This is a genomic window from Pseudoalteromonas sp. JC28 (genome assembly GCF_013319255.1).
Classification (GTDB): Bacteria; Pseudomonadota; Gammaproteobacteria; order Enterobacterales; family Alteromonadaceae; genus Pseudoalteromonas.
On the sequence record NZ_QOKX01000018.1, the window covers coordinates 1 to 21,281 of the forward strand.

General features: G+C 46.0%; 32 protein-coding genes. 22 read left to right on the forward strand and 10 right to left on the reverse strand.

Annotated elements, in window-relative coordinates; translation table 11 throughout:
* Window positions 1-69: 69 nt before the first annotated feature.
* The 7 genes from DS891_RS23730 to DS891_RS23760 are packed head-to-tail and all read right to left on the reverse strand — an operon-like array spanning window position 70 to window position 5,323.
* Window positions 70-1,413: an ExeA family protein gene (locus DS891_RS23730; RefSeq protein ID WP_174171108.1), complete on the reverse strand. Its 1,344-nt coding sequence runs from the start codon at window positions 1,411-1,413 to the stop codon at window positions 70-72.
* Between the two features lie 3 nt (window positions 1,414-1,416).
* A complete protein-coding gene (locus DS891_RS23735) occupies window positions 1,417-3,195 on the reverse strand; it encodes a DDE-type integrase/transposase/recombinase (RefSeq protein ID WP_174171109.1) in 1,779 nt (592 codons plus the stop codon).
* A complete protein-coding gene (locus DS891_RS23740) occupies window positions 3,192-4,112 on the reverse strand; it encodes a hypothetical protein (RefSeq protein WP_174171110.1) in 921 nt (306 codons plus the stop codon). Before DS891_RS23740 ends, DS891_RS23735 begins: the two co-directional genes overlap by 4 nt.
* A 2-nt stretch (window positions 4,113-4,114) precedes the next feature.
* Window positions 4,115-4,420, reverse strand: coding sequence for a MarR family transcriptional regulator (locus DS891_RS23745; protein WP_138581838.1), 306 nt, complete (start codon window positions 4,418-4,420; stop codon window positions 4,115-4,117).
* Window positions 4,417-4,683: a hypothetical protein gene (locus DS891_RS23750; RefSeq protein ID WP_088531225.1), complete on the reverse strand. Its 267-nt coding sequence runs from the start codon at window positions 4,681-4,683 to the stop codon at window positions 4,417-4,419. Before DS891_RS23750 ends, DS891_RS23745 begins: the two co-directional genes overlap by 4 nt.
* Window positions 4,680-4,835, reverse strand: coding sequence for a hypothetical protein (locus DS891_RS23755; RefSeq protein WP_157757237.1), 156 nt, complete (start codon window positions 4,833-4,835; stop codon window positions 4,680-4,682). Before DS891_RS23755 ends, DS891_RS23750 begins: the two co-directional genes overlap by 4 nt.
* Before the next feature lie 11 nt (window positions 4,836-4,846).
* Window positions 4,847-5,323: a hypothetical protein gene (locus tag DS891_RS23760; protein ID WP_095729158.1), complete on the reverse strand. Its 477-nt coding sequence runs from the start codon at window positions 5,321-5,323 to the stop codon at window positions 4,847-4,849.
* Window positions 5,324-5,450: 127 nt separating this feature from the next.
* On the opposite strand from DS891_RS23760, the gene DS891_RS23765 reads away from it, so the two are divergent.
* Complete coding sequence (locus tag DS891_RS23765; protein ID WP_174171111.1) at window positions 5,451-5,768, forward strand: hypothetical protein; 318 nt, start codon at window positions 5,451-5,453, stop codon at window positions 5,766-5,768.
* Here DS891_RS23765 and DS891_RS23770 read toward each other — a convergent pair.
* Complete coding sequence (locus DS891_RS23770) at window positions 5,747-6,010, reverse strand: helix-turn-helix transcriptional regulator (RefSeq protein ID WP_088531228.1); 264 nt, start codon at window positions 6,008-6,010, stop codon at window positions 5,747-5,749. The genes DS891_RS23765 and DS891_RS23770 overlap by 22 nt on opposite strands.
* A 124-nt stretch (window positions 6,011-6,134) precedes the next feature.
* Here DS891_RS23770 and DS891_RS23775 point away from each other — a divergent pair, with 124 nt between their 5' ends.
* Complete coding sequence (locus tag DS891_RS23775) at window positions 6,135-6,542, forward strand: helix-turn-helix domain-containing protein (protein ID WP_088531229.1); 408 nt, start codon at window positions 6,135-6,137, stop codon at window positions 6,540-6,542.
* A gap of 4 nt (window positions 6,543-6,546) precedes the next feature.
* On the opposite strand, the gene DS891_RS23780 is transcribed toward DS891_RS23775, so the two are convergent.
* Both DS891_RS23780 and DS891_RS23785 read right to left on the reverse strand, forming a co-directional pair.
* Entirely contained in the window at window positions 6,547-6,855 is a 309-nt protein-coding gene (locus DS891_RS23780) for a hypothetical protein (RefSeq protein ID WP_174171112.1), read from the reverse strand.
* A gap of 519 nt (window positions 6,856-7,374) precedes the next feature.
* On the reverse strand, window positions 7,375-7,545 hold the full coding sequence (locus tag DS891_RS23785; RefSeq protein WP_157757238.1) for a hypothetical protein: 171 nt from the start codon (window positions 7,543-7,545) through the stop codon (window positions 7,375-7,377).
* A 383-nt stretch (window positions 7,546-7,928) separates the two neighbouring features.
* On the opposite strand from DS891_RS23785, the gene DS891_RS23790 reads away from it, so the two are divergent.
* The 20 genes from DS891_RS23790 (at window position 7,929) to DS891_RS23885 (ending at window position 21,279) form a co-directional block, all read left to right on the forward strand.
* Window positions 7,929-8,342 carry a DUF4124 domain-containing protein gene (locus tag DS891_RS23790; protein WP_174171113.1) on the forward strand — a complete coding sequence of 138 codons (414 nt, stop codon included), beginning with the start codon at window positions 7,929-7,931 and terminating at the stop codon, window positions 8,340-8,342.
* A gap of 74 nt (window positions 8,343-8,416) precedes the next feature.
* Window positions 8,417-9,010 carry a glycoside hydrolase family 108 protein gene (locus DS891_RS23795; protein ID WP_174171114.1) on the forward strand — a complete coding sequence of 198 codons (594 nt, stop codon included), beginning with the start codon at window positions 8,417-8,419 and terminating at the stop codon, window positions 9,008-9,010.
* Window positions 8,985-9,260: a hypothetical protein gene (locus tag DS891_RS23800; RefSeq protein ID WP_217448701.1), complete on the forward strand. Its 276-nt coding sequence runs from the start codon at window positions 8,985-8,987 to the stop codon at window positions 9,258-9,260. The genes DS891_RS23795 and DS891_RS23800 overlap by 26 nt, the downstream gene beginning before the upstream one ends.
* Complete coding sequence (locus DS891_RS23805) at window positions 9,253-9,702, forward strand: 3TM-type holin (RefSeq protein WP_174171115.1); 450 nt, start codon at window positions 9,253-9,255, stop codon at window positions 9,700-9,702. The genes DS891_RS23800 and DS891_RS23805 overlap by 8 nt, the downstream gene beginning before the upstream one ends.
* Complete coding sequence (locus DS891_RS23810; protein ID WP_088531237.1) at window positions 9,689-9,913, forward strand: TraR/DksA C4-type zinc finger protein; 225 nt, start codon at window positions 9,689-9,691, stop codon at window positions 9,911-9,913. The genes DS891_RS23805 and DS891_RS23810 overlap by 14 nt, the downstream gene beginning before the upstream one ends.
* On the forward strand, window positions 9,910-10,044 hold the full coding sequence (locus DS891_RS24755; protein ID WP_302480161.1) for a hypothetical protein: 135 nt from the start codon (window positions 9,910-9,912) through the stop codon (window positions 10,042-10,044). Before DS891_RS23810 ends, DS891_RS24755 begins: the two co-directional genes overlap by 4 nt.
* Window positions 10,045-10,050: 6 nt before the next feature.
* Complete coding sequence (locus DS891_RS23820) at window positions 10,051-10,371, forward strand: DUF2730 family protein (RefSeq protein WP_239966687.1); 321 nt, start codon at window positions 10,051-10,053, stop codon at window positions 10,369-10,371.
* 192 nt (window positions 10,372-10,563) lie between these two features.
* A complete protein-coding gene (locus DS891_RS23825; protein WP_138581847.1) occupies window positions 10,564-10,866 on the forward strand; it encodes a hypothetical protein in 303 nt (100 codons plus the stop codon).
* A 2-nt stretch (window positions 10,867-10,868) separates the two neighbouring features.
* Window positions 10,869-11,453, forward strand: coding sequence for a DUF3486 family protein (locus DS891_RS23830; RefSeq protein WP_088531240.1), 585 nt, complete (start codon window positions 10,869-10,871; stop codon window positions 11,451-11,453).
* Window positions 11,453-13,090: a terminase family protein gene (locus DS891_RS23835; RefSeq protein ID WP_174171116.1), complete on the forward strand. Its 1,638-nt coding sequence runs from the start codon at window positions 11,453-11,455 to the stop codon at window positions 13,088-13,090. Before DS891_RS23830 ends, DS891_RS23835 begins: the two co-directional genes overlap by 1 nt.
* Complete coding sequence (locus tag DS891_RS23840; protein ID WP_174171117.1) at window positions 13,090-13,236, forward strand: hypothetical protein; 147 nt, start codon at window positions 13,090-13,092, stop codon at window positions 13,234-13,236. Before DS891_RS23835 ends, DS891_RS23840 begins: the two co-directional genes overlap by 1 nt.
* A gap of 2 nt (window positions 13,237-13,238) precedes the next feature.
* On the forward strand, window positions 13,239-14,798 hold the full coding sequence (locus DS891_RS23845) for a DUF935 domain-containing protein (RefSeq protein ID WP_174171118.1): 1,560 nt from the start codon (window positions 13,239-13,241) through the stop codon (window positions 14,796-14,798).
* Complete coding sequence (locus tag DS891_RS23850) at window positions 14,791-16,122, forward strand: phage minor head protein (RefSeq protein ID WP_174171119.1); 1,332 nt, start codon at window positions 14,791-14,793, stop codon at window positions 16,120-16,122. The genes DS891_RS23845 and DS891_RS23850 overlap by 8 nt, the downstream gene beginning before the upstream one ends.
* A gap of 104 nt (window positions 16,123-16,226) precedes the next feature.
* A complete protein-coding gene (locus tag DS891_RS23855) occupies window positions 16,227-16,685 on the forward strand; it encodes a phage virion morphogenesis protein (RefSeq protein ID WP_174171120.1) in 459 nt (152 codons plus the stop codon).
* Between the two features lie 159 nt (window positions 16,686-16,844).
* A complete protein-coding gene (locus tag DS891_RS23860) occupies window positions 16,845-18,119 on the forward strand; it encodes a hypothetical protein (protein ID WP_174171121.1) in 1,275 nt (424 codons plus the stop codon).
* A 99-nt stretch (window positions 18,120-18,218) separates the two neighbouring features.
* Window positions 18,219-19,394 carry a phage protease gene (locus DS891_RS23865; protein ID WP_254606040.1) on the forward strand — a complete coding sequence of 392 codons (1,176 nt, stop codon included), beginning with the start codon at window positions 18,219-18,221 and terminating at the stop codon, window positions 19,392-19,394.
* The gene (locus DS891_RS23870) at window positions 19,394-19,675 is read left to right on the forward strand and encodes a Mu-like prophage major head subunit gpT family protein (protein WP_174171122.1); all 282 of its coding nucleotides are present in this window, start codon (window positions 19,394-19,396) and stop codon (window positions 19,673-19,675) included. The genes DS891_RS23865 and DS891_RS23870 overlap by 1 nt, the downstream gene beginning before the upstream one ends.
* Entirely contained in the window at window positions 19,644-20,306 is a 663-nt protein-coding gene (locus DS891_RS23875; RefSeq protein ID WP_174171123.1) for a Mu-like prophage major head subunit gpT family protein, read from the forward strand. Before DS891_RS23870 ends, DS891_RS23875 begins: the two co-directional genes overlap by 32 nt.
* Window positions 20,275-20,802: a Mu-like prophage major head subunit gpT family protein gene (locus DS891_RS23880; protein WP_254606042.1), complete on the forward strand. Its 528-nt coding sequence runs from the start codon at window positions 20,275-20,277 to the stop codon at window positions 20,800-20,802. Before DS891_RS23875 ends, DS891_RS23880 begins: the two co-directional genes overlap by 32 nt.
* Window positions 20,803-20,853: 51 nt before the next feature.
* Complete coding sequence (locus tag DS891_RS23885; RefSeq protein WP_174171125.1) at window positions 20,854-21,279, forward strand: HI1506-related protein; 426 nt, start codon at window positions 20,854-20,856, stop codon at window positions 21,277-21,279.
* Window positions 21,280-21,281: the final 2 nt, after the last annotated feature.

A 21,281-nucleotide genomic window follows, 5' to 3' on the forward strand; every position in this document is an offset into this window, starting at 1 on the left:
CGGTGACCGTTTTAGTCACTTGAACCAACGCCATACCCGTTAATTGAATTTCTACCTGTTGACTCATGGCTATACCTTTAAAACTAATGATTCTGTGATCTGCTGCTCACCAATTTGAGCGGCGGCATTCATGGCCTTAGCAAGCCAAGTATTCACATTGAGTGGGTAAGAGCGGTCTAGCTCTGCATCATCCAATGCAATGCCGTGGCGAATGCGCCCCATACACTTGCCGCGTATGGCGCTAAGGGCGTCTTCGGTAAAAATTTTGTCAGCATCTACACCAACGCGAGATAGCTTATGGCGAATATACTGGGGAACATAAATCCCTAGCGGCTGCATCCGTATTTGATTACAGCGCCAGCTAAACTCACGAACGTGCTGGCCGCTTAACTTTTTGGCAAGTTCCGACTGGCCAATCAGTACAATCCCCATCACACGCCTAAACCCGTGCGTTAACTCCCAAATACGCTTCAGTAGCTTGATCACATCAGCGCTTAAATCGTGCGCCTCATCAATTACCATTAGATGTAAATGGCCATTGTTGGCGCTTTCAATTAATGCCTCTTCTATTGCTGCATCACGCTCTTCAGCACTTGGTTTATGTTTGATTTGTAGCGCTCTACAAATAGCGGTAGAGATAGACTCTGCGGTTATTTTGCGGCGGTCTAATCGTGCAGGTTGGATCAAAATCACATCAGGATGATCTTGTTGCACTTGGTGAATAAAAGTGCGGCGAATAATCGTCTTGCCGCTTCCACACTCACCATAGAGTGCAATCATGCTGCCAGCGTTCGCGGCCGTTAGCATGTCTTCTAAAATAATACGGTGGGCATCAACCAAAAATAGGTCATCCTCGCTCGTTATCTCGTTTTCAAACGGGTCACGACGTAGTTTAAAAAACTTCTTTGCGTTAGCTGTTAGCATTTCAGGCTCCGGATCTTCATATTCAACTTCAGGTTGTGCGTTCTTGTTTGGCTCATACCAGGTAAACAAATCGGTTAGTTGCTCGCTGGTTGCACCGAGTTCTTTTAAATACTCTGCAATGGCTGCTTTAATCGCTTTCTCGTTTTCAAACGGGTCACGACGTAGTTTAAAAAACTTCTTTGCGTTAGCTGTTAGCATTTCAGGCTCCGGATCTTCATATTCAACTTCAGGTTGTGCGTTCTTGTTTGGCTCATACCAGGTAAACAAATCGGTTAGTTGCTCGCTGGTTGCACCGAGTTCTTTTAAATACTCTGCAATGGCTGCTTTAATCGCTTTGCTATCACAGGTTTTTGGCCAGTCGGCTTGTGTTGCTACACGGCTTAAACTAGCTTTGCTAAATTTCAACCCTTTAGCGGCTAATGCTTTTACTACTTGGGCTTGCTTAACTCCCAGTACTTCAAACACATGGCTAAGCTTTGTTATTTTCAACTGCTATCTCGCTATCTTCAGCACTGGAGTCTCCACAATTCCAAGGTGCAACTGTTCAACAACCGCTGACACTTCCGTTTCAGCAATGCTTTGGCCATGCAGCCAATCAATTTCGTTAGGACGCAGCGGCCTACCCAAACGCTGTGCGACAACCATGCGTAAATCGAGCGAGTCCAACACCTTGCCTTTACGCGAGCCTTCGGCGACTTGCTTAGCAATCGGATTGTCTAGCTCAATAGTTTCTCCCTTAGGCGCAATGCGGGTGTCGTGCTCAACATTTTTGAGGTGTGTATGAGCGACCAAAGCGCCTCCAAATGGAGCTAGCTTTTTCTTCTTAGCCTGCTTGATTTCTGCATCACTGAGATTTTCAAAAGCGAGCCTATCCGCTGCTTTAGCTGCGCTTTGAGTCGCTGTGTCGTTGTTTTGGATGTGCTCTTCACCAATTACAGGGGCGTCTAACCTAAAGCCATCTTCACCAACATCTGCTGGCTGAACTTGGTGATACACCACTTCATCAAGGGGGGTTGTAACACCTACTAATAAATCCGGCGTATCACCCACAATAATTGGACTAACCGAAACCGTGATCCCGTTACGTACATGCTCCAGCTCACTAACGTCATAGCGGTGCTGCTGTTTGGTACGTGGGTGAACATAAGTGATCTCCAAATCACCGTTCACCTTCCGTGTTTCACCTGTTTTGGTCAGTAGTAACCTGCAAATTTGCTCATCGGGTAACATGCGCAGGTAGTCGCGGTTTTGTGGTTGGTATATGGTTAGCCATACATCGGAACGTGCTTGTTTGTGCCGACTATGCTTGCAGTTCATGCCAGGTATTTTGTTGGCGTTAAATGCCTCTTGCCATGCCCATACCGACTCGTTTAGCTCGTCAACACTGCTAACCGGTTCAAACAAAATGCGGCTTTCAAATTGCTTTTCAACAATGTTGTTTGCCACTTCCACAGCCCCTTTAGCACGTGGGTTTCCAGCCTCATGAGGTATGTTTTTAACTTTGAGTGCATCTAATACATTGGTAATTGCTTTACCTGTGTTAGCACTGCCTTTATCCCATAGCAGAATTTGCGGCACGCCCATAAATGGCGAGCCGTCATGTTGCTTCCAACACCACATTAAAAAATCAAACATGTTAGCCTGCGTTTCACCTGCCGACTCGTAATAACGCACGCGGATCATGCCGCTATTGTGGTCAACCAATACATAACGCCACACTCGCAAGTGCTTTATGCGCTCTAAGTTCTCTGGCTTGTTTGCGTAAAACTCAGAGTCATTCGCGTAGCGCTGCACTTTGCCTTTTTTACCTGGCGGGTAATAAAGTAAGCAGTAAGACGGGTCTACTTGATGTACATGATTAGGCGCTAAACTGCGCATTTGAACATGCGGTGTTGCTCTATCTAACGCGCTAACTGAGGCATTACGTTTAGCTAGTACACGGCTGATCTGGCTAGTACTTAAGCAGGCATAGCCATTAGCAACCAAGATTGATTTAGCCGTGGTAACATCCATGATCCGCTTACCATTATCACGTACCCCTTGGTTTAAAATGGCCACCAGCATATTCAAGGCTTCATCGTCCATCGCTGTTGTGCCTGCATCACTGCGTTTGGCCTTGCCACTTTGCCAGCCAAGGCTTTTTAATCGGCGATATAGCGCGTCTTTACTTAGCCCTAGCGTTTTACATGCTTGCTCACGGATTGTGCCTTTTTGGCCGTGGCCTGCGTTGTCTAGCTGCTCAGCCCAGTACTCTAGAGAGAGTGCGTTCATTCAATCACCTCCGTGCCTTCAAAGCCGAGTTCTGCCAGCCACTCACCACTGGGGCGCGCGTCATCCAGATCACCATAGGTGCGGTGTATTTCATTCCACACATGGGCGAGTTGAGTTAGTAAAATTTTGCTGTCAGCGTAAAACGCAGACTTAGCGGCATCGTAGGTTTTATCGTCAATTTGCACAGTCTCTAACTGCTCACTGAGTACCAGCAATTGATTGAATCCCTCACGGATTTGGTTTTGAGTTTTAGCCAATGCCTCAAAAAATGACTTGGCTTCGCCTTTCCAGCGTTCGGCACTAAACTTTTTGCTTTCTAAGTCGGTTTTAAGCTTGATGATTTCTTCTTCTTTTTTGGATGAAGAATCACGAGACACTTTGAGCATGCGCTCGGTTGCGTCCAGCTCCTGCGTTAACTTGTCTTTCTCTTTGGCGTGTTTGGCCTTGAGTTCGTCGATTAACTCTTTTACAGCTTCAGTATCACCTGTTTCAACGGCCTCTGATTCAATAACCAATGTTTGATCTTCTTCAGGTAATTGACGTAAAGCTCGTAAGTCCCGATAGCCTAGTTTCATTTGCTGCGCAGCTTCGAAGAACTCTTCACCAAACTGCTGAAGGTTTACTAGTCTGCGGTCCAAGTTTTGACAATCAGTTTTTAAAATATGTTTGCAGCATTGTTCCCAAGTCGTCACAGTGACGACTTTTCCTTTATCGTCTTGATACGTTAATCCTTTGTAGCTCTTGGTTTCTTTAATTTGCAGAGCTAGCTTCAATTCCGTCACTGTGACGAGTTTTCCCATAAAGCTGAATGCTTGAATTTGACCTAGTTGCAGCAGCGCGTCTTGCTTTGAAGCAAGCAAATCTTTCCCGTCAACTAGGGCTTTCTCAACCGTCGGTGTTATATCTTTCTCGCTCATAACTACCTCAAAATACTGTAGTTGTTGTACTCTTGCTGTAAGTTGCGCAGTACGTTTTTCATGTTGTGGTCTACCGTGTTACTCAGCTGCACTGGCTTTTTATGTAAGCGCCAGCGCTTTTCATTCCCCGGTAGGCGCTCAGCCCAACCCGCTTGTGCCAAATTTGCCAATATGCGCGTTACATCTGCTGGACTAGTGTCTAACTCCTTGGCCAGTTGCTTTGGCTCAACACCATCCAGCTCTTTACCCGCCATCAACTCAACCGCCGCCAGTACACGTTGCACCTGTGCTGATATGTATTGGCTCATGCTGACACTCTCTTAATGGGCTTCATTGGTTTTCTAACTGGGTTGTTAAAATCACTCACGCAACTAGGGCACACAACGTCGATATCAAACGCTTCACTTTGAACATGACGCCATCCAATATGATTTGCAGCTTGCAGCCATGCGCTTTTAGTTACTGCCTGCTTTGCTTGCTCAATTCGTTTACAACAATTGCACTGAATTAGAGGGCGGTTGTTGTGTACGCTTATATGCTCAGCGCTAACGGGTTTGGTTAATAAGCTCATGCGTTCTCTCCTTGTGGTTTTCCGTGTGCCAGTGCTTTTAGCTGCTCCATACTCATTAGCAGCACAGTTTTACCTGCATGCTTACCAATACAAATGCTTGTATTTTGCTCTGGTTGGCGTTTTTTAGGCGCAACTTGGTCTTTGATAGTCATACTATTAGCTCCTAAATAAGCTGCTGCTGGGGATCGTCGAGACGTTCGACTTCGAGTTTTTGGTAAGCCAATTCTTGCATCAGAACAACTATTTGCTCTGCAACGTGTTGATGGTTTCCACCACCTTCTTCCAATTGCATGGCCATACCAATTACTTGGTTTGCAAATTGGTTTAGATGATTCAATGTTGGCATTGACGGCTTTTTGCTTTTAGGCATATCGACAACCAGCTTATCAAGGCTGTGTGCCATATATTGGAGTGGGTATTCTCTACCTGTTGCAGCCATATATGGAATTAATAGGCTGGCGGGCATATCGCCATTACCAAGGTATTTATAAAGCATATCGGTGCTTACACCCGTTCTATCGGCGATACGTGGCACGCTCATATTGCGTGTCGCCATTCCATGCTCCTTACAAAGTTGTAAGGACTCAGGCAGGCTGCGAGCGACTACACGGCTCCACTGGCGGCGTTTAGGCTTGGTCATAAGTCCCCCCAACTTGCAATGCTAAAGTCAGCTTACGGGTATTCCAAAAAGAAAGAATTTTTGGAACTTCCCAAGGAGTGATCTTGCTGGCTAGAATTTGATCATCACGTAAACGGGAGATCAAACCATGCAAACCGAATTTGCTACTTACCAATTTAATAACTTGCTTGAATGGTTGTGCATTAACGACAAGCCTAACCCTGCTCTGTATCAGGCTAGTGCGCGAGAAATACGCCAGCTTATTGTTGAACTTGGCAGCTATACGCATATAGAGCGCAGAGTGGTGGTTAATCGACTGTACCAACAACAAAACACGGCTTTGTTGGCGCTGATAGCATTGTGCTATGTACGGGCTAATTATGTGCATTGTGTGGCTCCTGTAAGTTCGGTAACTCAGTTATTAGTAAAGTGGTTACTTAGCCCTTACGAGGCCAAAAGCTGTTGAAGCTGGTTAACGCCTTGCTCTCTGTTAATCAGCCCTCTTGGTGGGCTTACTGTAACGTTGGGGAAAACATCACAGGTCTCTTTACCTATGATCTTGGCAATAGCATTTGCGACCTTTTGAGACTTAGTGTGCCCACAAACGACACCTGAAACAGTTGCGAGACTAACACCTAGTGCATCAGCAACCATAGAAAGCGAATAGCCTTCGTTTGCAATAGCTTGTTTAATTTCGGAGGATTTCATAGTACATTACCTTTTTGAGTAAACCTTTTACCTGAACTTTGGCGAGTGAAAATAAAAGGTTTGGTTAATTGTTAGGCTAAGTATAGGGTTCACATATGAACCCTGTCAACATGAATTCCCATATATGAACCATAAATTAATTGAAGAACGAGAGAGACTAGGCCTCCAACAAAAGCAAGTCTATGATTCTATTCAAGTTGGTAAGTCCACCTATTACAGGTGGGAAAGTGGTACTCCAATACCTTCAGACAAGTTAACTGAACTAGCGAAGTTAGGATTTGATGTTGGCTATCTAGTAACAGGCAAACGTACTCAGATACAAGAAGATGGAGTTGTGTGCTTTAGCAAGCAAAATATTCAAGAAGCTCTGACTGCATTTTTATACAATACGGCTGAGTTAGGCTTACTGACGAAGTCACCAGATGCGAAAGTTGAATCTTTGGTAAATATGGCAATGTTTAGTTTGTTTCGAGAGATTGGAGAGGTTTATCAGCCAGAGGTAATAGAGTCAAAAAGTAGAAGCTCAAAGTAACCCTCTACTTTTTTTTGCTGAACTCAATAAGGTTTGATGGTTTTGTATTTTTATAACTCGACTCACAAAGAATGTTGAAGGCATCAGCCTCATCTTTCCACTCAACCAACGCCATATATTTTGTAAATTGGTCGTTCATGCTGTCAATATCTCTTCTTTGTCTAAGTAGCACATAAGCTTTGGTTCCCAGTCCATCATCCTGAAAAGCATCACTGTTCACGTAGTCTTTTGGACCTCCTCGCAATTTAACAGAGGCCATCATAATTGTTATGCTCAATATTATTAAACCGGAAAAATATATAAGACTAAACATTTTGATTCCTTGGCTTTAGTTTATATTCCCATAGATAACCGACTAACGGTAAAGCGATCAACGAGCTTATCGCCAGATTCCCTGAATTAATTCCCAGTGTGTATAACGTGCTTAAATGGTGTGTGCCGAAAATTTCTAGCTCAAAGAATCGAGCTATTTGAAGGAAGCCCAACGCTGAATACGCAAACATAACACTCAGTGATGTGAAACCGATACAAGCTTTATGTCTAATATGAGCGTAGTAGATCACAAATATACACAAAACATCTAAAGTTGCCCAAGTACCGTACCAAAACACTAGATTGTCCCTCGATGCAGAGACAATCTCATTTAAATAGGGTTCGATCCTAAGGTTCAAGAATTGAGAAAGAACCCAGACTGCCGAAGCTATGTAATAAGAGCGAGACCCGATTTTCAAACAATACATCACCAATGGTGCAATTACTGAAATCAACCAAATCCATGTATTTATCTCATGTAGCTTGTTTAGGTAATCTGGGAACATGTTTACAACTCAACTTACTTCTTATTATCGCTTTTCAAACCTGCATAATATTGGACTTCTGGAGCTTCCACAGCTTTAGTCTTTGCACCAGGATCATTCCCGCTGCCATTACCACCAGTAATCAAAATCAACGTTCTTTTATTAAGAAGCTTGATAGTACTTTTGCTAGATTTTTTTATGTGCATTTTTAAAAACTCCTGTAGTTGGGAGCTATCAGCTTAACACTTTTTAAATGGATTTATTTTAAACTAGATTAAAAATGGGAACGGATGCCGTGGCTGTCCGTGCTACGTTACTACTGGTTACTCAATCCATTAACTCAACTATAACATTTGCCAAATGTTAGGCAAATAGTTTTGTGTTTATTTTCGGAATAATTTTACTCATTTGCGACAGAGCGCCCGAATTTAGCGTTACTCTTTGAAAGTGGAGCAGTATTCGTTGCGAAAAAAGCACCAGATATCAGGTGATTTATTGATACCTTATGTTAACAAGTTTACTTAAAAGCCTTTTTACTTATCGGGTTTTTCGCTTATATTAAAAAGCCAACCTAACTAAGGATAGTTTTATGAAATTAATGATGATCCCACTTATTCTTTGCGTCAATAGTTCTACCCTTGCGTTTGAAGTCTACAAATGCGACGTAGATGGTGTAATAACATATAGTGATAGGCCATGTGCTAAAGATGCTGAAAAAGTAAAAGTAAGAAGTAACGCACCAAGCACTAGGCCATCGCCTGACAAATTGGTTGAAGAATGCCTCGCCTACGTCAAAGAAAATCGTGCTTGGAAAGATCCTGACTCGGTGCAACTTGTTAGTTATAGAAAAATATGGACACATGACAGCAGTGGAGCAAGACAAGTGCTTAGGTTAGAGGTCAAAGCAAAAAACAGTTATGGAGCCTATGACGGCACAACGCATTCCTCTTGTTTCTTAAATCACAGTGGCACTGGCTTAAGTAGCGTGCAAGAGCTGCTGTAATTTATTAACCCAGTTTAAAATACACTCACCAACGCTATTGGCACTCTATCAGCACAGCCTGATGGAGATGCCAAATGATCACACCTCAACAACTCGAACATTACCGCCAACTACCCAATATTGCCGCTGCGTTGCGTGGCTACAGTGATGCGTTTAGCCGTAGCATATTAACCATTTTGTATTTAGAGGGCGGCTTGCGTGACGATGGCGGCCTAAACGATGTTGCGTCTGACCGTGGCGGCCTAACTAAATTTGGCATTAGCCAGCGCGCATACCCTCGACTCGATATCGCCAACCTCACCATTGACCATGCTATACGACTGTACTATCGCGACTATTGGGAACCGATGCACTGTGATGAGTTAAACAGCGGCGTAGCACTCATGCTATTGGATGGCTCAGTACAACATGGACTAAGCGGCATCACACGGATAGTACAGCGTATTGCAGATGCTGAGGTGGATGCCGTATTTGGCTCACGTACGCTCAAAAAATGCCAGTCAATTTTACCTAACCTGTTTATTAGCCAGCTGATCAGCCGCCGCGCCCGCAAATATGCGCGTATTTGTCTAGATGACAATAGCCAAATCCCTAACCTAAATGGCTGGATGAACCGCCTAAGCCATATCACTGAACGCTGTTATGCCGAGGTTTACCGTGGGGCGTAACTGGCAATGGAGCTACACGCAAGGCCGTATAAAGCGAATAAAAGCAGAGATTGCCGCGAGGCAAAATGGCGAACCGTTTGATGCCAACCAAATTCCGCTGCACAGCTACGACGGCACGATGCAGTCACGGTTTCGACGTGGCTGGCAGTCTGTTTGTGAAACTGACATTCAATGCCGACTAAACGGCCACAATACCTATCAACAGGTGCGGCAACGTCTTGCTGAGACATTTGGAGAGCGCCATGAGTGATTGGGTGGGACTAGGTACTGTGGTTGGCAAACTATTGGACGATGTTTTTACATCCGATGAAGAGCGCCAGCAGCTTGCTAATGAACTTGCAAAAATCGACAACCAACGCCACGCACAGGTGCTGGCTCTTGAGGGCCGAATTGTTGAGCTACAAGGTCAGGTGTTGGCTGCTCAATCTCAAATTATTACTGCTGAAGCCAAGGGTGAGAGCCGCCTGCAACGCTGCTGGCGACCTATCACCATGTTGACCTTTCTAGTGCTAATTGTACTGGACTCGTTCGGCGTGCTGGCGTTTAGGCTCAGCGAGCAAGCGTGGGAGCTGTTGCAGCTTGGTATTGGCGGCTACGTGATTGGGCGTAGCGTCGAGAAAGCCGCCCCGGGTGTAAAAAGCATGGCTGCTTCAGCCATTCAAAATCTAAGGAAACCTAATGGACGTAGTTGATCAAGCGCAGCGCTTGGCTGAGCAAGATTTAGAGCGTGCGCTCAATAAAAACAAAGCCAATTTTGTTGGCCAAGATGTCGATTTTAATCACTGCTTGGAGTGTGGCATTGAAATTCCAAAGGCAAGACGTGATGCAATTCATAGCTGTAAGCACTGTGTGGATTGCCAAGAGCTGTTAGAGCGACAAGCCAAACACTATAGGAAGCCATGATGGAGTTTTTACTTGAATGGTGGAAGCAAATGCTAGCCGCTGGTGTGGTAATCGTAGGCGCAGGCTCTATTGCATGGCTAAGAGCCACATTTGTGAGCCGAGCAAAGCGAGCGACAAGCCAAACACTATAGGAAGCCATGATGGAGTTTTTACTTGAATGGTGGAAGCAAATGCTAGCCGCTGGTGTGGTAATCGTAGGCGCAGGCTCTATTGCATGGCTAAGAGCCACATTTGTGAGCCGAGCAAAGCATGATGAGCTTGAACGGCGTGTACATGCAGTGGAGCGACGAGTTGAAGACATGCCAAGTGCTGAAGACTTTCATGGATTAGAGAAAAGCCTACTCGAAGTAGGTGGCAAGATCGACGCACTTTCACCTCAATTAGTCACGTTGCAAAACACAACATCACTACTGATGGAAAACGAATTACGAGGGACTAGACATGGCAGTGATTCATAGCTCATGCATATGCGGCAACAAACTGACTCTTTTAACCCAAGAAGACCAGAACATGACATCTCTAGTAGATTTTCAGCTGGTTACAACAGCTGACTATAAAAAGGGTGAAGCCGATTACGTGCTATTCGTATGCACTTGGTGTGACACCCGTGTAGAGAAAATCATCCACCGATTCAACAACGGAGTAAACCCATGCCAATAATTGAATTAATGGCTGAACACCAACGGATCAGTATTTTGATCTCATTGAACGAATCCCCTGACTACGGCCTAAACAGCAGCATATTGGGAGACATTTTAGACCGCTACGCTATCGGCTGTAGCCGTGACCAATTGCATACCCAACTAAATTGGCTGGAGCAAAACGGTTACGTATCAATTGACCGTTTAAGTAACAATACTTGGGTTGCCAGTATTACTCAGACTGGTGCTGATGTTGCAACAGGTCGTAGTGTTGTTCCTGGTATTAAGCGTCCTGGTCCTCGGAGTAAGTAGCCATGAGTGATGCGGTACGCAGAGGCAAACCCTCAAAAATAGACATGCTGCCTGAAGACATCAAAAAAATGTTGGATGAAATGCTGCGTGATAGCGGCAATTCGCAGGCCGATATTTTAGATGCGATTAATCGGCGTATTCTCGATGCGGGCATGGATGAGGAGGCGACTATCTCGCGTAGTGGCCTCAGTCGCCATGCACAAAAGACCGAAGCTATTGGCAAGCGTTTACGAGAGCTACGCGAGACAACCAAGGCACTTACTGCGGAACTGGGTGATAAACCTACGGGCGACACCACCAAAATGATCTTAGAGATGGGCCGCTCTCAACTGTTTACCGCCATGCAAAAGCAAATGCTCAACCCAAGCGAAGATGACGACGTTGACATTGGCATGATTAAAGACGCCATGCTGGCCGCTCAACGTTTAGAAGCTACAGCTATGAAGGCTCACCAGCGTGAAAAAGACATCCGCAAAGCATTCGCTGAAGAAGCAGCAAACGCCGTAGGCGATGAACTACGCGGTGAGGACGGCATGAGCGAAGAGCTAGAAGATAAGATCCGTGGCATATTGCTAGGTAAAGCATAATGAGTGAAAAGCCTACATTAACGGCTACCAGCCGCCCCACCAAAATAGACCTAAAAGAGGAAATGCAACTCTACGGTGTTGACGTTCCTGATGCTGATGACTTTGAAATACCAGACAAAGCCCCCGTGTTTTTACCCTACCAACAACGTTGGTTTGAGGACGAATCAGGGGTGTGCATTGCTGAAAAGTCGCGGCGTACTGGTTTAACGTGGGCGGAAGCTGGTCGCAATGTGTTAACTGCCAGCAAACCTAAAAAGCGCCACGGTAGCAACGTTTTTTACGTTGGCTCTAAACAAGAAATGGCACTGGAGTACATCGCCGCTTGTGCGTTGTTTGCCCGTGCATTTAACCAGTTGGCAAAAGCTGATGTATACGAGCAGACATTTTGGGACAGCGAAAAGAAAGAAGAGATCCTAACGTACATGATCCGCTTTCCTAACAGCGGATTTAAAATTCAAGCGTTATCAAGCCGCCCCTCAAACCTGCGGGGGTTACAAGGTGATGTGGTTATAGATGAAGCCGCGTTCCATGAATCTTTAGATGCACTGCTTCAGGCTGCAATGGCTTTGCGTATGTGGGGCAGCCGCGTGCGGATCATCTCTACGCATAACGGTGTAGATAACTTATTCAATGAATACATCAAAGATGCCCGGGAAGGTAAAAAGCCTTATTCGGTCCACCGGATCACCCTAGATGATGCATTAAACGATGGGCTATACAAACGTATATGCTTTGTTAAGGGTTGGGAATGGTCGCCTGAAGCCGAGGCCGAGTGGCGACAGGCTAGGATTGATGAGTCGCCCAATAAAGAGAGTGCCGACGAAGAATATTTTTGTGTACCTAAGCGCAGTGGTGGCAACTATCTAAAACGTGTTGTTATTGAAGAAGCCATGACAAAGGGCATTCCAATACATCGTTTAACATGTACTGATGAGTGGATGACATGGACCAAAGAGCAGCGCTACAAGGAAACAGAACAGTTTTGTAAAGATGTGATCCAGCCATTACTGGATAAGCTCAACCCTGAAGAACAACATGCCTTCGGTGAGGATTTTGCACGCTCGGGAGATTTAACATCATTAGTGCCACTTCGCATACGTGCTGACTTACACAAGCGCGTACCTTTTGTAATTGAAATTAAAAACGCCCCTTACGAAGTGCAGCGCCAAGTGGTGTTTTTTATATTGCGCCAACTACCACGGCTACGCGGTGCTGCTTTTGATGCCACGGGTAACGGTGGCTATCTTGCCGAAGCTGCGGCCTTAGAATTTGGTATTGAATTAGTTGAATGTGTACACCTCAGTGATAACTGGTATGCCGAGTGGATGCCCAAGTTAAAAGGTGAACTAGATGATCACAATATCGAGATCCCACGTCATCAAAATGTGTTGGATGATATGTGCCACATCAAAGTGGTAAACGGTATTCCCAAGATTGATAAGGGCAAAACTAAAGATCATGACGGTAAAAAAACAGACAAGCGCCACGGTGACTTTGCGGTTGGTCTATGTATGGCTAACCGAGCTTGCTGGATGGACGGTTGCCCCATTGAGTTCACCCCGCTACCAAGCAAGAGCGGCAGCAACGATTTTAACTACGAAGACCTAGGCAGCTTTCAGGGCGCGGGGTGCTGGTAATGCGCTGGCGTATCAAGTTCGAGTACATCTTTACCACCGTTGGCGGCTTTATAGATATTGAGGCTCCCACCTATGAAGCTGCTGAACGCTACACCCTTGACCTCGATGTATACGTGGTATCAATCAAACCTATTTTGCGAGTATAACTATGCTAGTAGACATTAATGGCGATCCGCTATCAGTTAATAAACTAGACAAAAATCAAACTGAAGAAAATGCCCAAGTGGGCATGTTGCTTAGGCAATATGCTGAACACCCAACGCAAGGCCTAACCCCAGCGAAACTTGCAAGTTTGCTAAAAGAGGCGGAGGAAGGCAATTTGGCCGCGATGGCCGACTTGGCAAAGGACATTGAAGACAAAGACGGCCACATAAGCTGCGAACTGGGTAAACGCCGCCGCGCTGTACTTGGGTTTGATTGGAAGATAAAGCCCCCACGTAATGCCTCAACCGCTGAAAAGCGCGACGCAGAAATGATCGCCGAGGTCTTAGAGGACGCGACTTGGTTTACGGATTTTAAATTTGATTTAACCGATGCCATGCTAAAAGGCTTTTGTGCCAACGAGTTGCAATGGGACTACATCGAGAAGCAACAACTGATCACAGGTTACGCCTACCGAGACCAAAACATATTTAAAACCCACCCCAACGACTTTAATCGCATTATGCTGAATGACAGCAGCGATGAAGGCGAAGCGTTGAATCCATTTGGCTGGGCGCTGCATATTCATAAATCTAAGAGTGGCTATGTGCATCGTGCAGGTTTGCTGTCAGTACTTGCTTGGCCATTCCTATTTAAGAATTTTAGCGTACGAGACTTAGCGGAGTTTTTAGAGATTTATGGCTTACCTGTGCGAGTGGGCAAATACCCCAGTGGCGCAACGGATCCCGAAAAAGCTACGCTTCTGCGCGCAGTTATGGCAATTGGCCATAACGCTGGCGGGATCATTCCACGGGGAATGGAGATTGATTTTCAAAGTGCAGCCAACGGCCAGGCAGATCCGTTTGAAAGTATGATCCGGTGGTGTGAACTAACTCAGTCTAAAGCGGTGTTAGGTGGCACGCTAACAAGTCAAGCGGATGGGAAAACAAGTACCAATGCGCTGGGCAGTGTGCACCAAGACGTCAAAGAAGACATCACACTCAGCGACTTACACCAGCTTGAGCAGACCATAAACCGCGATGTGATTTACCCTATGTACGCATTGAATGGTAAATCGTACAACGGTAATCGCCGGTTGCCACGTTTTGAGTTTGATACCTCGACTAGTGATGAAATGCGCGATCTGGCGTATCCGCTGCGCTCGCTCGTTAGCCTTGGAATGCAGATCCCTAAAACATGGGTGCATGAACGTTTGAACATACCAGAGCCAAGCGAAGGCGAAGCGGTATTGGAAGTGCCAAGCGAGCCGATGCCTGGCAATAACACCGCAGCACTCAATACAGCGGTGGCCGCACTTAATGCGGAATACCAAACACGCAGCACGCAAACAGAGCTAGATACTGCCATTGATGCAATCACCAGTGGCGATATGCGCGAAGAGTACAAAGCAACACTGCAACCACTTTTGGACAAACTTAACCAAAGCGAAGAGTTAGCCGCTATTGAGCTTGCCGAGCTTTATCCCACAATCGACCAAGGACAACTAACCGAAATGCTCACCAAGCTGATTTTTGTGAGTGAGATTTGGGGCATGATCAATGATTGATCTCAGTATTGCTTTCAATAAACCGCCTAAGGATGCGGTGGCGTACTTTAAATCTAAAGGCTATGCGATAAGCGATGAGTGGCACGACGTACTGACTACGGCGCACGCCAAGGCGTTTACTGTGGCCCGTGTGCAAAGCATGGAAGTACTAGAGGCCATACGCAAGTACACCGACACAGCGCTTGCTGACGGCTTAACGGCAAAACAATTTAGAGAGCAGCTAACGCCTGAGCTTCAGCGATTAGGTTGGTGGGGAAAAACCAAGAATGAGCAAGGTGATAGCGTTCAACTGGGTAGCCCCTACCGCTTAAATAATATTTATCGCACCAATCTACAAACTGCCTATATGAGTGGCCGCTATCGCCGCATGCTGGCTCGCAGTAAAACGCATCCGTATTGGCAGTATGTTGCTATTGATGATGCACAAACACGGCCTGAACATAAACTGCTGCATGGCAAGGTCTTTCGGTTTGACGACCCCATTTGGCAAACCATATACCCACCCAATGGCTGGGGTTGCCGCTGTCGCGTTCGTGCGCTCACGGCAGAGCAAGTAAAAGCGCGCGGATTAACCGTGGAGGATGGCAGCGGCTATGTGCAGCAGTTTGATGCAGAGATTGTGAGCCGCGAATCTGGCGAAGTTAAAACCACTGAGCATGCACGAGTTAAGTTACCCAGTGGCAATGTGATGACGCCAGATGTGGGCTGGGCCTATTCGCCTGGTCAAAGTGCCTTTGGCACTGACGTGGCCGTGGCACAGAAGCTAGGCAAAGTGGAAAGCACACAGCTACGCGCTGAGACCATTCAGGCGCTCAACAATAGTGATGAACGGGCCAAGGCTTTTGAGCTATGGACGCGTAAAAGTATTGAACGCATAGAGCAGTATCAAGCAGCAAAACTTGCTGGCGATACGGCTGGGCTTAGAGCGTTTGGCCCAAGGCCGCAACATAAAACGGTGGTGAGCTTTTTAAGTGATGACATAAACCAAAAGCTTTTAGATAAAGGCATTGATGCGAGTAGAACGCTGGTATTGTCTGAGCGTGTGCTTGCTCATGCCCATAGTGAAAAACACAAAGCCAGTAGACAAGCACTTGAGCTAAGCGAGTATATCAACCTAAGCAAATGGATTAACCAAAGCGGTGCGAGCGTATTGTGGGAACCGGAGCGAAGTGAAGTACTGTACGTAATAAACCAAGGTGAGCAAGCTATTAAGGTGATTGTTCGCTTTGACAGCAACAGCGACACACTGATTAATGTGTTTAAAGTCGACAGCGGTGACATTGAAGGTGGCATTAAAGGGGGAACCTATGAGGAGTGGCGGTAGGATGAGACTCGAACTCATATCATATATGCAGCGCATATAACCGTTACCCATTGGAAACACTACCACCACAAACAATTATTACCCAACAGCTCGGTGATTACAATATGACCACTAGAATTGAAATACTCACAAGCGGTGATGCAACTAAGGCGCTTGAGCAAATCGCACAGCGCTTTGATGACCTCAGTGACCCAATGAACGAGATAGCCGCCATTATGGAAGGCGCAACGGAAGACGCCTTTGCCGAAGAGCGTAGCCCAGTAACAGGCATCGCGTGGCCAGCGCTTAGTGAAAACTACCTAAAACAAAACCCCAAACGTGTTGGCGGGCAAATGCTACAAGTCAGTGCTGGCGGCTTAGCTGCCAGCATTGCCGCAGACAGCGGCGCGTTTTGGGCGCAGATTGGGAGTAACAAGCCTTACGCTGCTATTCATAACTTTGGCGGTTTGCCAGAAATGGCACCTGGGCCTGCCGCGATAGACCAGCGGCAATATCTGGGAGTAAGCCCCGATGAGGAATCCGATATTCTAGCCGTGTTGAGTCACTATTTTACCGAAAATTAAAAAACGCCTCAGAAGCCCTCTGAGGCGTTTTTACATGTTCAAGTGCTAGCGTTGGGTGTTGTTGTAGGTGATATGAGCGTTAAAGGCGTTTCGAAACGTTTCTAGACATAACCTTCGACTATTTGTAATCTTTCAATGGAATTTAATTAAGGAAAATCGATGGCTCGAGTAATTTTAAAGAATATTTCTGAATTATCTAATAGCTTAATGCGATTAGAGATCTTCTTGAATCAAATAACCGCAGATCGCATTTATACATCTAAGTCCCCTATACTTTCTTTTTTCAACCGGCTGCTTCAAAGTGTAAATGAGGCTGGTAACTGCGCAAGAAAGGAATATAACACAAAGCAACTAGACACAGATGACCAAGAGATAAGTGCTTATATTGATCGCGATCATGAAAGTGATTTTGTTAGAGAGTTTTCGCTTCACCTCGAAGTGATAATGTCAATCACTGAGGAAATGATTTCATCCATTCATGACAGCGAGCTTTCGTTTGCTTTCGAAGGTATTAATTATCCCGCACCTAATATAGATATAGGTGATAAAGATAAAGATAATGTCGATACATTGAGAGAGCTTGTATATGATGTGGCCGGCACTTTTAGAGACTTGTTCAAGCCTCACCTAAAAACTCCTGATGAAAACAAACGTGACTTATCAATAATTCACCAACAAGCAGAGGAGCTATTGGCAAAACAAAGAGAGTCTCTCACAATATCAAAACATGAACTAAATTCTCTAAGAAACCAATTTACCGATTTCAAAAAAGAGATCGAAAAGCAAATGAGTGACTACCGAACCGCATACTCCTCATACAGTGATGAATTCGGTGAATTAGAGAGTAAAGCGACTTCTACAAACAGCAAGATAGATAAAATTGTCACGGGGATTCAAGAAGAGTTTGAGCAACGGTTAGAAAAGCTTGATAATCTGCTTTCTGAAGCTGGCGCCAAGACTTTAGCCAAGGATTTTTCGTCAAGTGCAGCAATAGAGAGAAAAGCCGCTGACTACACTCGCTACGGTTCTCTTTTCTGCATGGCTCTAATTATAATCATTGTGTGCTTTTCTTTTTGGGAATCCACACACACTAACTTTGAGTGGCAGTCATCTCTATTTAGAACCGCTATGGTATTTGTCTTGTCCATACCTGCTGCCTATCTATCTCGAGAATCTACGAAGCACAGACAACAAGAATACAACTACCACCAAACAGCACTAGACATCAAGTCTATAGACCCTTATATAAAATCTCTCCCTGAAGAAGCCCAGCACCAATTAAAGATCGGGATCGCACAGAAACTTTTTGGTTCCAGACAGTTCACTAATCAAGAAAGCTTTCCAATAAATACTCAAGAAATGCTAATGGAAGTGTTAAAGAAGGTCGATTTAAAGTCAAAAGCGACCAATGATACAACGGCCAGCAACAAGTAGACGTTTTTAGCTTAACTAGTATTTATTAACCCAGTTTAAAATACACTTCCAACCCTAATCCACATACTGGCACCAAGACAAACGTTTTAGTGCCAGAACATGCAAAATACCTCAACGCAACAATCCATAAACTGCCAATACGGACAATCACACATGGAGGTGACTTCTATTGCTGTGTGTAATACACAAGCGCAGCACTTTGGCCTTGCGGTATGTAGCTTGGCAAGCGAACCTGAAGAAAGTGGTATTAGCCCTCGCGTGCTGCTGATGCCTGATGGGGCATTCTCTGGCCATGACGGTAGACCATTTGAAGTCCCTGGCAACAAATGGCTAATGGATGAAACGGCGTTTAATAATCTTAAAACCGCTGCCCTTAGCCGTGCTAACGATTACCTCTTTGATTACGACCACCAAACTCTTTTTAAAGCACAGAACGGCCAACCTGCACCAGCGGCTGGTTGGTTTGCATCCGACGGTTTGGAATATGTGCCAGGCGAAGGCGTATATGCCAAGAACGTAAAATGGACTACGGCGGCACTGAGTGCGCTACGCAATAAAGAGTACCGCTACGTTAGCCCAGTGTTTGCTTACGACAAATCTACAGGTCGCCCATTCAAATTACTTCACGTTGCCTTAACCAATGACCCCGCAGTACTGGGCATGGAAGAGGTAGCAGTGTTAAACCTGCAATACTCCTCAGGAGCACCCAAGATGAACGAAGCCCAGCAACTCCTCGCTGCGCTTGGCATTACCGTGGACGGTGATGTTACCAGCGAGCATATCGAAAAAGGCAAAGCGGCCATTACCGAGCTGAAAAGTAAGGCCGATGGCGCAGAAGGTAAAGACAAGCAAATTGCTGCCTTGAACACACAAATTCAACAAGCCACGTCGAACACCAAAGTGGACTTAACCAAGTTTGTGCCTGTTGATGTACACAATGCGCTACGTGGCGAACTGGCCGCACTCAATAGCCAGCACCAAGGCGTGACTATTGAAACCGCTATTGATAAAGCCAAAGCTGAGGGCCGCGTGATTGCCGCCGAGATTGATTACCTCAAGCAGCTTGGTGAGCAAAACGGTCTTGCCGCCCTCAATGCAGTGTTAGATAGCCGCCAACCTATTGCTGCGCTTAACGCTCAACAGTCCAAACCAACCCCAACACCATCGCAGGATAAAACAGGCGTCGCCGCTTTGTCTGCCGAGGATAAATACGCGGCTGATCAACTGGGTATTAGCCATGCCGACTACGCAAAAAGTAAAGAGGAAGACCAGTAATGGCGATTATTACACCCGCACTGATAACTAGCCTGCAAACGGGCTTTAAAAAGAACTTCCAAGATGGCCTTGGTGAAGCACAACCGCAATACACCTCAATTGCGACGGTCATCCCGTCAACCACTAAATCCAATACCTATGGTTGGCTGGGCAAGTTCCCTACCCTTAAAAAGTGGGTGGGTGACCGAGATATTCAAAGCATGAAAGCCCACGGCTACAGCATTGTAAATGNAAAGAGGAAGACCAGTAATGGCGATTATTACACCCGCACTGATAACTAGCCTGCAAACGGGCTTTAAAAAGAACTTCCAAGATGGCCTTGGTGAAGCACAACCGCAATACACCTCAATTGCGACGGTCATCCCGTCAACCACTAAATCCAATACCTATGGTTGGCTGGGCAAGTTCCCTACCCTTAAAAAGTGGGTGGGTGACCGAGATATTCAAAGCATGAAAGCCCACGGCTACAGCATTGTAAATGATGACTATGAAGCCACCATCGGGGTTGACCGAAACGACATTGAGGACGACGACCTTGGTCTATACGCATCGCTGATGAAAGAGATGGGACGCGCTGCCGCCATTCACCCAGATGAAATGTGCTTTCCACTCTTAAACGAAGGTTTTACCACCTTGTGTTACGACGGCCAGAACTACTTTGATACCGACCACCCAGTCTATCCAAATGCTGATGGAACAGGTGCCGCACTGAGCGTAGCAAATATGGCTGAAGACGTTAACTATACAGGCCCAGCTTGGTTTGTGATGGATAACTCAAAGGTACTTAAACCCATTATTTTCCAAGAGCGCAAAAAGCCACAGTTTACGGCAATGACGAAGCCGGATGATGAAAGCGTGTTCACGCGTAAAGAGTTCCGCTATGNTGTGTTACGACGGCCAGAACTACTTTGATACCGACCACCCAGTCTATCCAAATGCTGATGGAACAGGTGCCGCACTGAGCGTAGCAAATATGGCTGAAGACGTTAACTATACAGGCCCAGCTTGGTTTGTGATGGATAACTCAAAGGTACTTAAACCCATTATTTTCCAAGAGCGCAAAAAGCCACAGTTTACGGCAATGACGAAGCCGGATGATGAAAGCGTGTTCACGCGTAAAGAGTTCCGCTATGGCACGGATTGCCGTGATGCTTGCGGCTTTAGCTTCTGGCAACTGGCATTTGGTAACAAGCGCGCACTAACGCCTGACAACCTTTGGGACAGCATCAAGAAAATGCGCACCTTCACTGCCGATGGTGGCCGCAAGCTCGGTATTCGCCCCACCACACTTGTGGTGCCGCCCGAGCTTGAGGATGTGGCAACTAAGATGCTTGAACGAGAACTGGAGTCAAGCAGCTCCAACGAACTTAAAGGTCGCTTAAAACTGGTTGTTGGCGATTACCTGTAACCACTAACCCAAAGCCCCGTTTTGGGGCTCTTCAATAGGATGGAAAATGAAATGGCTGAACCGACTATTTACCCTGTGCGCATTATCTCTCAGCAACCTGATGGCTACCGCCGTGCCAGCATTACCCTCAAGCGTGGCGTTAACGAGCACCGTGTTACCGAGCCTCAGCTTGAAGCGCTTAAAAAAGATACACGCCTTACGGTGCAAGTTATACAAGCAAGTGAAAGTGCAGCGGCGCAACCACACTTGGAGTCAGGAAGTGTGGGCGGCGATGTAGCACTGGACTTGAGCCAAGCCCCAGAAGAACTAGCGCACATCATTGCGGCATTATATGAGCTGAAGCCAACCAAAAAGCCAAACGTGGATGAGTTGGCGTTTGAAGTGGATGGCATTAGTGGCGAGCAAAAACCGTCAGCCGCCGAGCGAGATGAAGCATGGGCTTGGTATCAAACACATGTTGTCAACGTGGAGCAATAAGC

Coding starts and splice junctions, on each gene's coding strand:
- DS891_RS23770 (WP_088531228.1), bottom strand. CDS start 6,010: ATGAAATCCTCCGAAATTAAACAAGCTATTGCAAACGAAGGCTATTCG.
- DS891_RS23865 (WP_254606040.1), top strand. CDS start 18,219: ATGCAAAATACCTCAACGCAACAATCCATAAACTGCCAATACGGACAA.
- DS891_RS23840 (WP_174171117.1), top strand. CDS start 13,090: ATGCGCTGGCGTATCAAGTTCGAGTACATCTTTACCACCGTTGGCGGC.
- DS891_RS23750 (WP_088531225.1), bottom strand. CDS start 4,683: ATGAGCTTATTAACCAAACCCGTTAGCGCTGAGCATATAAGCGTACAC.
- DS891_RS23755 (WP_157757237.1), bottom strand. CDS start 4,835: ATGACTATCAAAGACCAAGTTGCGCCTAAAAAACGCCAACCAGAGCAA.
- DS891_RS23745 (WP_138581838.1), bottom strand. CDS start 4,420: ATGAGCCAATACATATCAGCACAGGTGCAACGTGTACTGGCGGCGGTT.
- DS891_RS23820 (WP_239966687.1), top strand. CDS start 10,051: ATGATGGAGTTTTTACTTGAATGGTGGAAGCAAATGCTAGCCGCTGGT.
- DS891_RS23780 (WP_174171112.1), bottom strand. CDS start 6,855: ATGTTTAGTCTTATATATTTTTCCGGTTTAATAATATTGAGCATAACA.
- DS891_RS23760 (WP_095729158.1), bottom strand. CDS start 5,323: ATGACCAAGCCTAAACGCCGCCAGTGGAGCCGTGTAGTCGCTCGCAGC.
- DS891_RS23885 (WP_174171125.1), top strand. CDS start 20,854: ATGGCTGAACCGACTATTTACCCTGTGCGCATTATCTCTCAGCAACCT.
- DS891_RS23835 (WP_174171116.1), top strand. CDS start 11,453: ATGAGTGAAAAGCCTACATTAACGGCTACCAGCCGCCCCACCAAAATA.
- DS891_RS23860 (WP_174171121.1), top strand. CDS start 16,845: ATGGCTCGAGTAATTTTAAAGAATATTTCTGAATTATCTAATAGCTTA.
- DS891_RS23800 (WP_217448701.1), top strand. CDS start 8,985: ATGCCGAGGTTTACCGTGGGGCGTAACTGGCAATGGAGCTACACGCAA.
- DS891_RS23855 (WP_174171120.1), top strand. CDS start 16,227: ATGACCACTAGAATTGAAATACTCACAAGCGGTGATGCAACTAAGGCG.
- DS891_RS23765 (WP_174171111.1), top strand. CDS start 5,451: ATGCAAACCGAATTTGCTACTTACCAATTTAATAACTTGCTTGAATGG.
- DS891_RS24755 (WP_302480161.1), top strand. CDS start 9,910: ATGATGGAGTTTTTACTTGAATGGTGGAAGCAAATGCTAGCCGCTGGT.
- DS891_RS23740 (WP_174171110.1), bottom strand. CDS start 4,112: ATGAGCGAGAAAGATATAACACCGACGGTTGAGAAAGCCCTAGTTGAC.
- DS891_RS23775 (WP_088531229.1), top strand. CDS start 6,135: ATGAACCATAAATTAATTGAAGAACGAGAGAGACTAGGCCTCCAACAA.
- DS891_RS23785 (WP_157757238.1), bottom strand. CDS start 7,545: ATGCACATAAAAAAATCTAGCAAAAGTACTATCAAGCTTCTTAATAAA.
- DS891_RS23845 (WP_174171118.1), top strand. CDS start 13,239: ATGCTAGTAGACATTAATGGCGATCCGCTATCAGTTAATAAACTAGAC.
- DS891_RS23825 (WP_138581847.1), top strand. CDS start 10,564: ATGCCAATAATTGAATTAATGGCTGAACACCAACGGATCAGTATTTTG.
- DS891_RS23735 (WP_174171109.1), bottom strand. CDS start 3,195: ATGAACGCACTCTCTCTAGAGTACTGGGCTGAGCAGCTAGACAACGCA.
- DS891_RS23830 (WP_088531240.1), top strand. CDS start 10,869: ATGAGTGATGCGGTACGCAGAGGCAAACCCTCAAAAATAGACATGCTG.
- DS891_RS23810 (WP_088531237.1), top strand. CDS start 9,689: ATGGACGTAGTTGATCAAGCGCAGCGCTTGGCTGAGCAAGATTTAGAG.
- DS891_RS23795 (WP_174171114.1), top strand. CDS start 8,417: ATGATCACACCTCAACAACTCGAACATTACCGCCAACTACCCAATATT.
- DS891_RS23790 (WP_174171113.1), top strand. CDS start 7,929: ATGAAATTAATGATGATCCCACTTATTCTTTGCGTCAATAGTTCTACC.
- DS891_RS23805 (WP_174171115.1), top strand. CDS start 9,253: ATGAGTGATTGGGTGGGACTAGGTACTGTGGTTGGCAAACTATTGGAC.
- DS891_RS23850 (WP_174171119.1), top strand. CDS start 14,791: ATGATTGATCTCAGTATTGCTTTCAATAAACCGCCTAAGGATGCGGTG.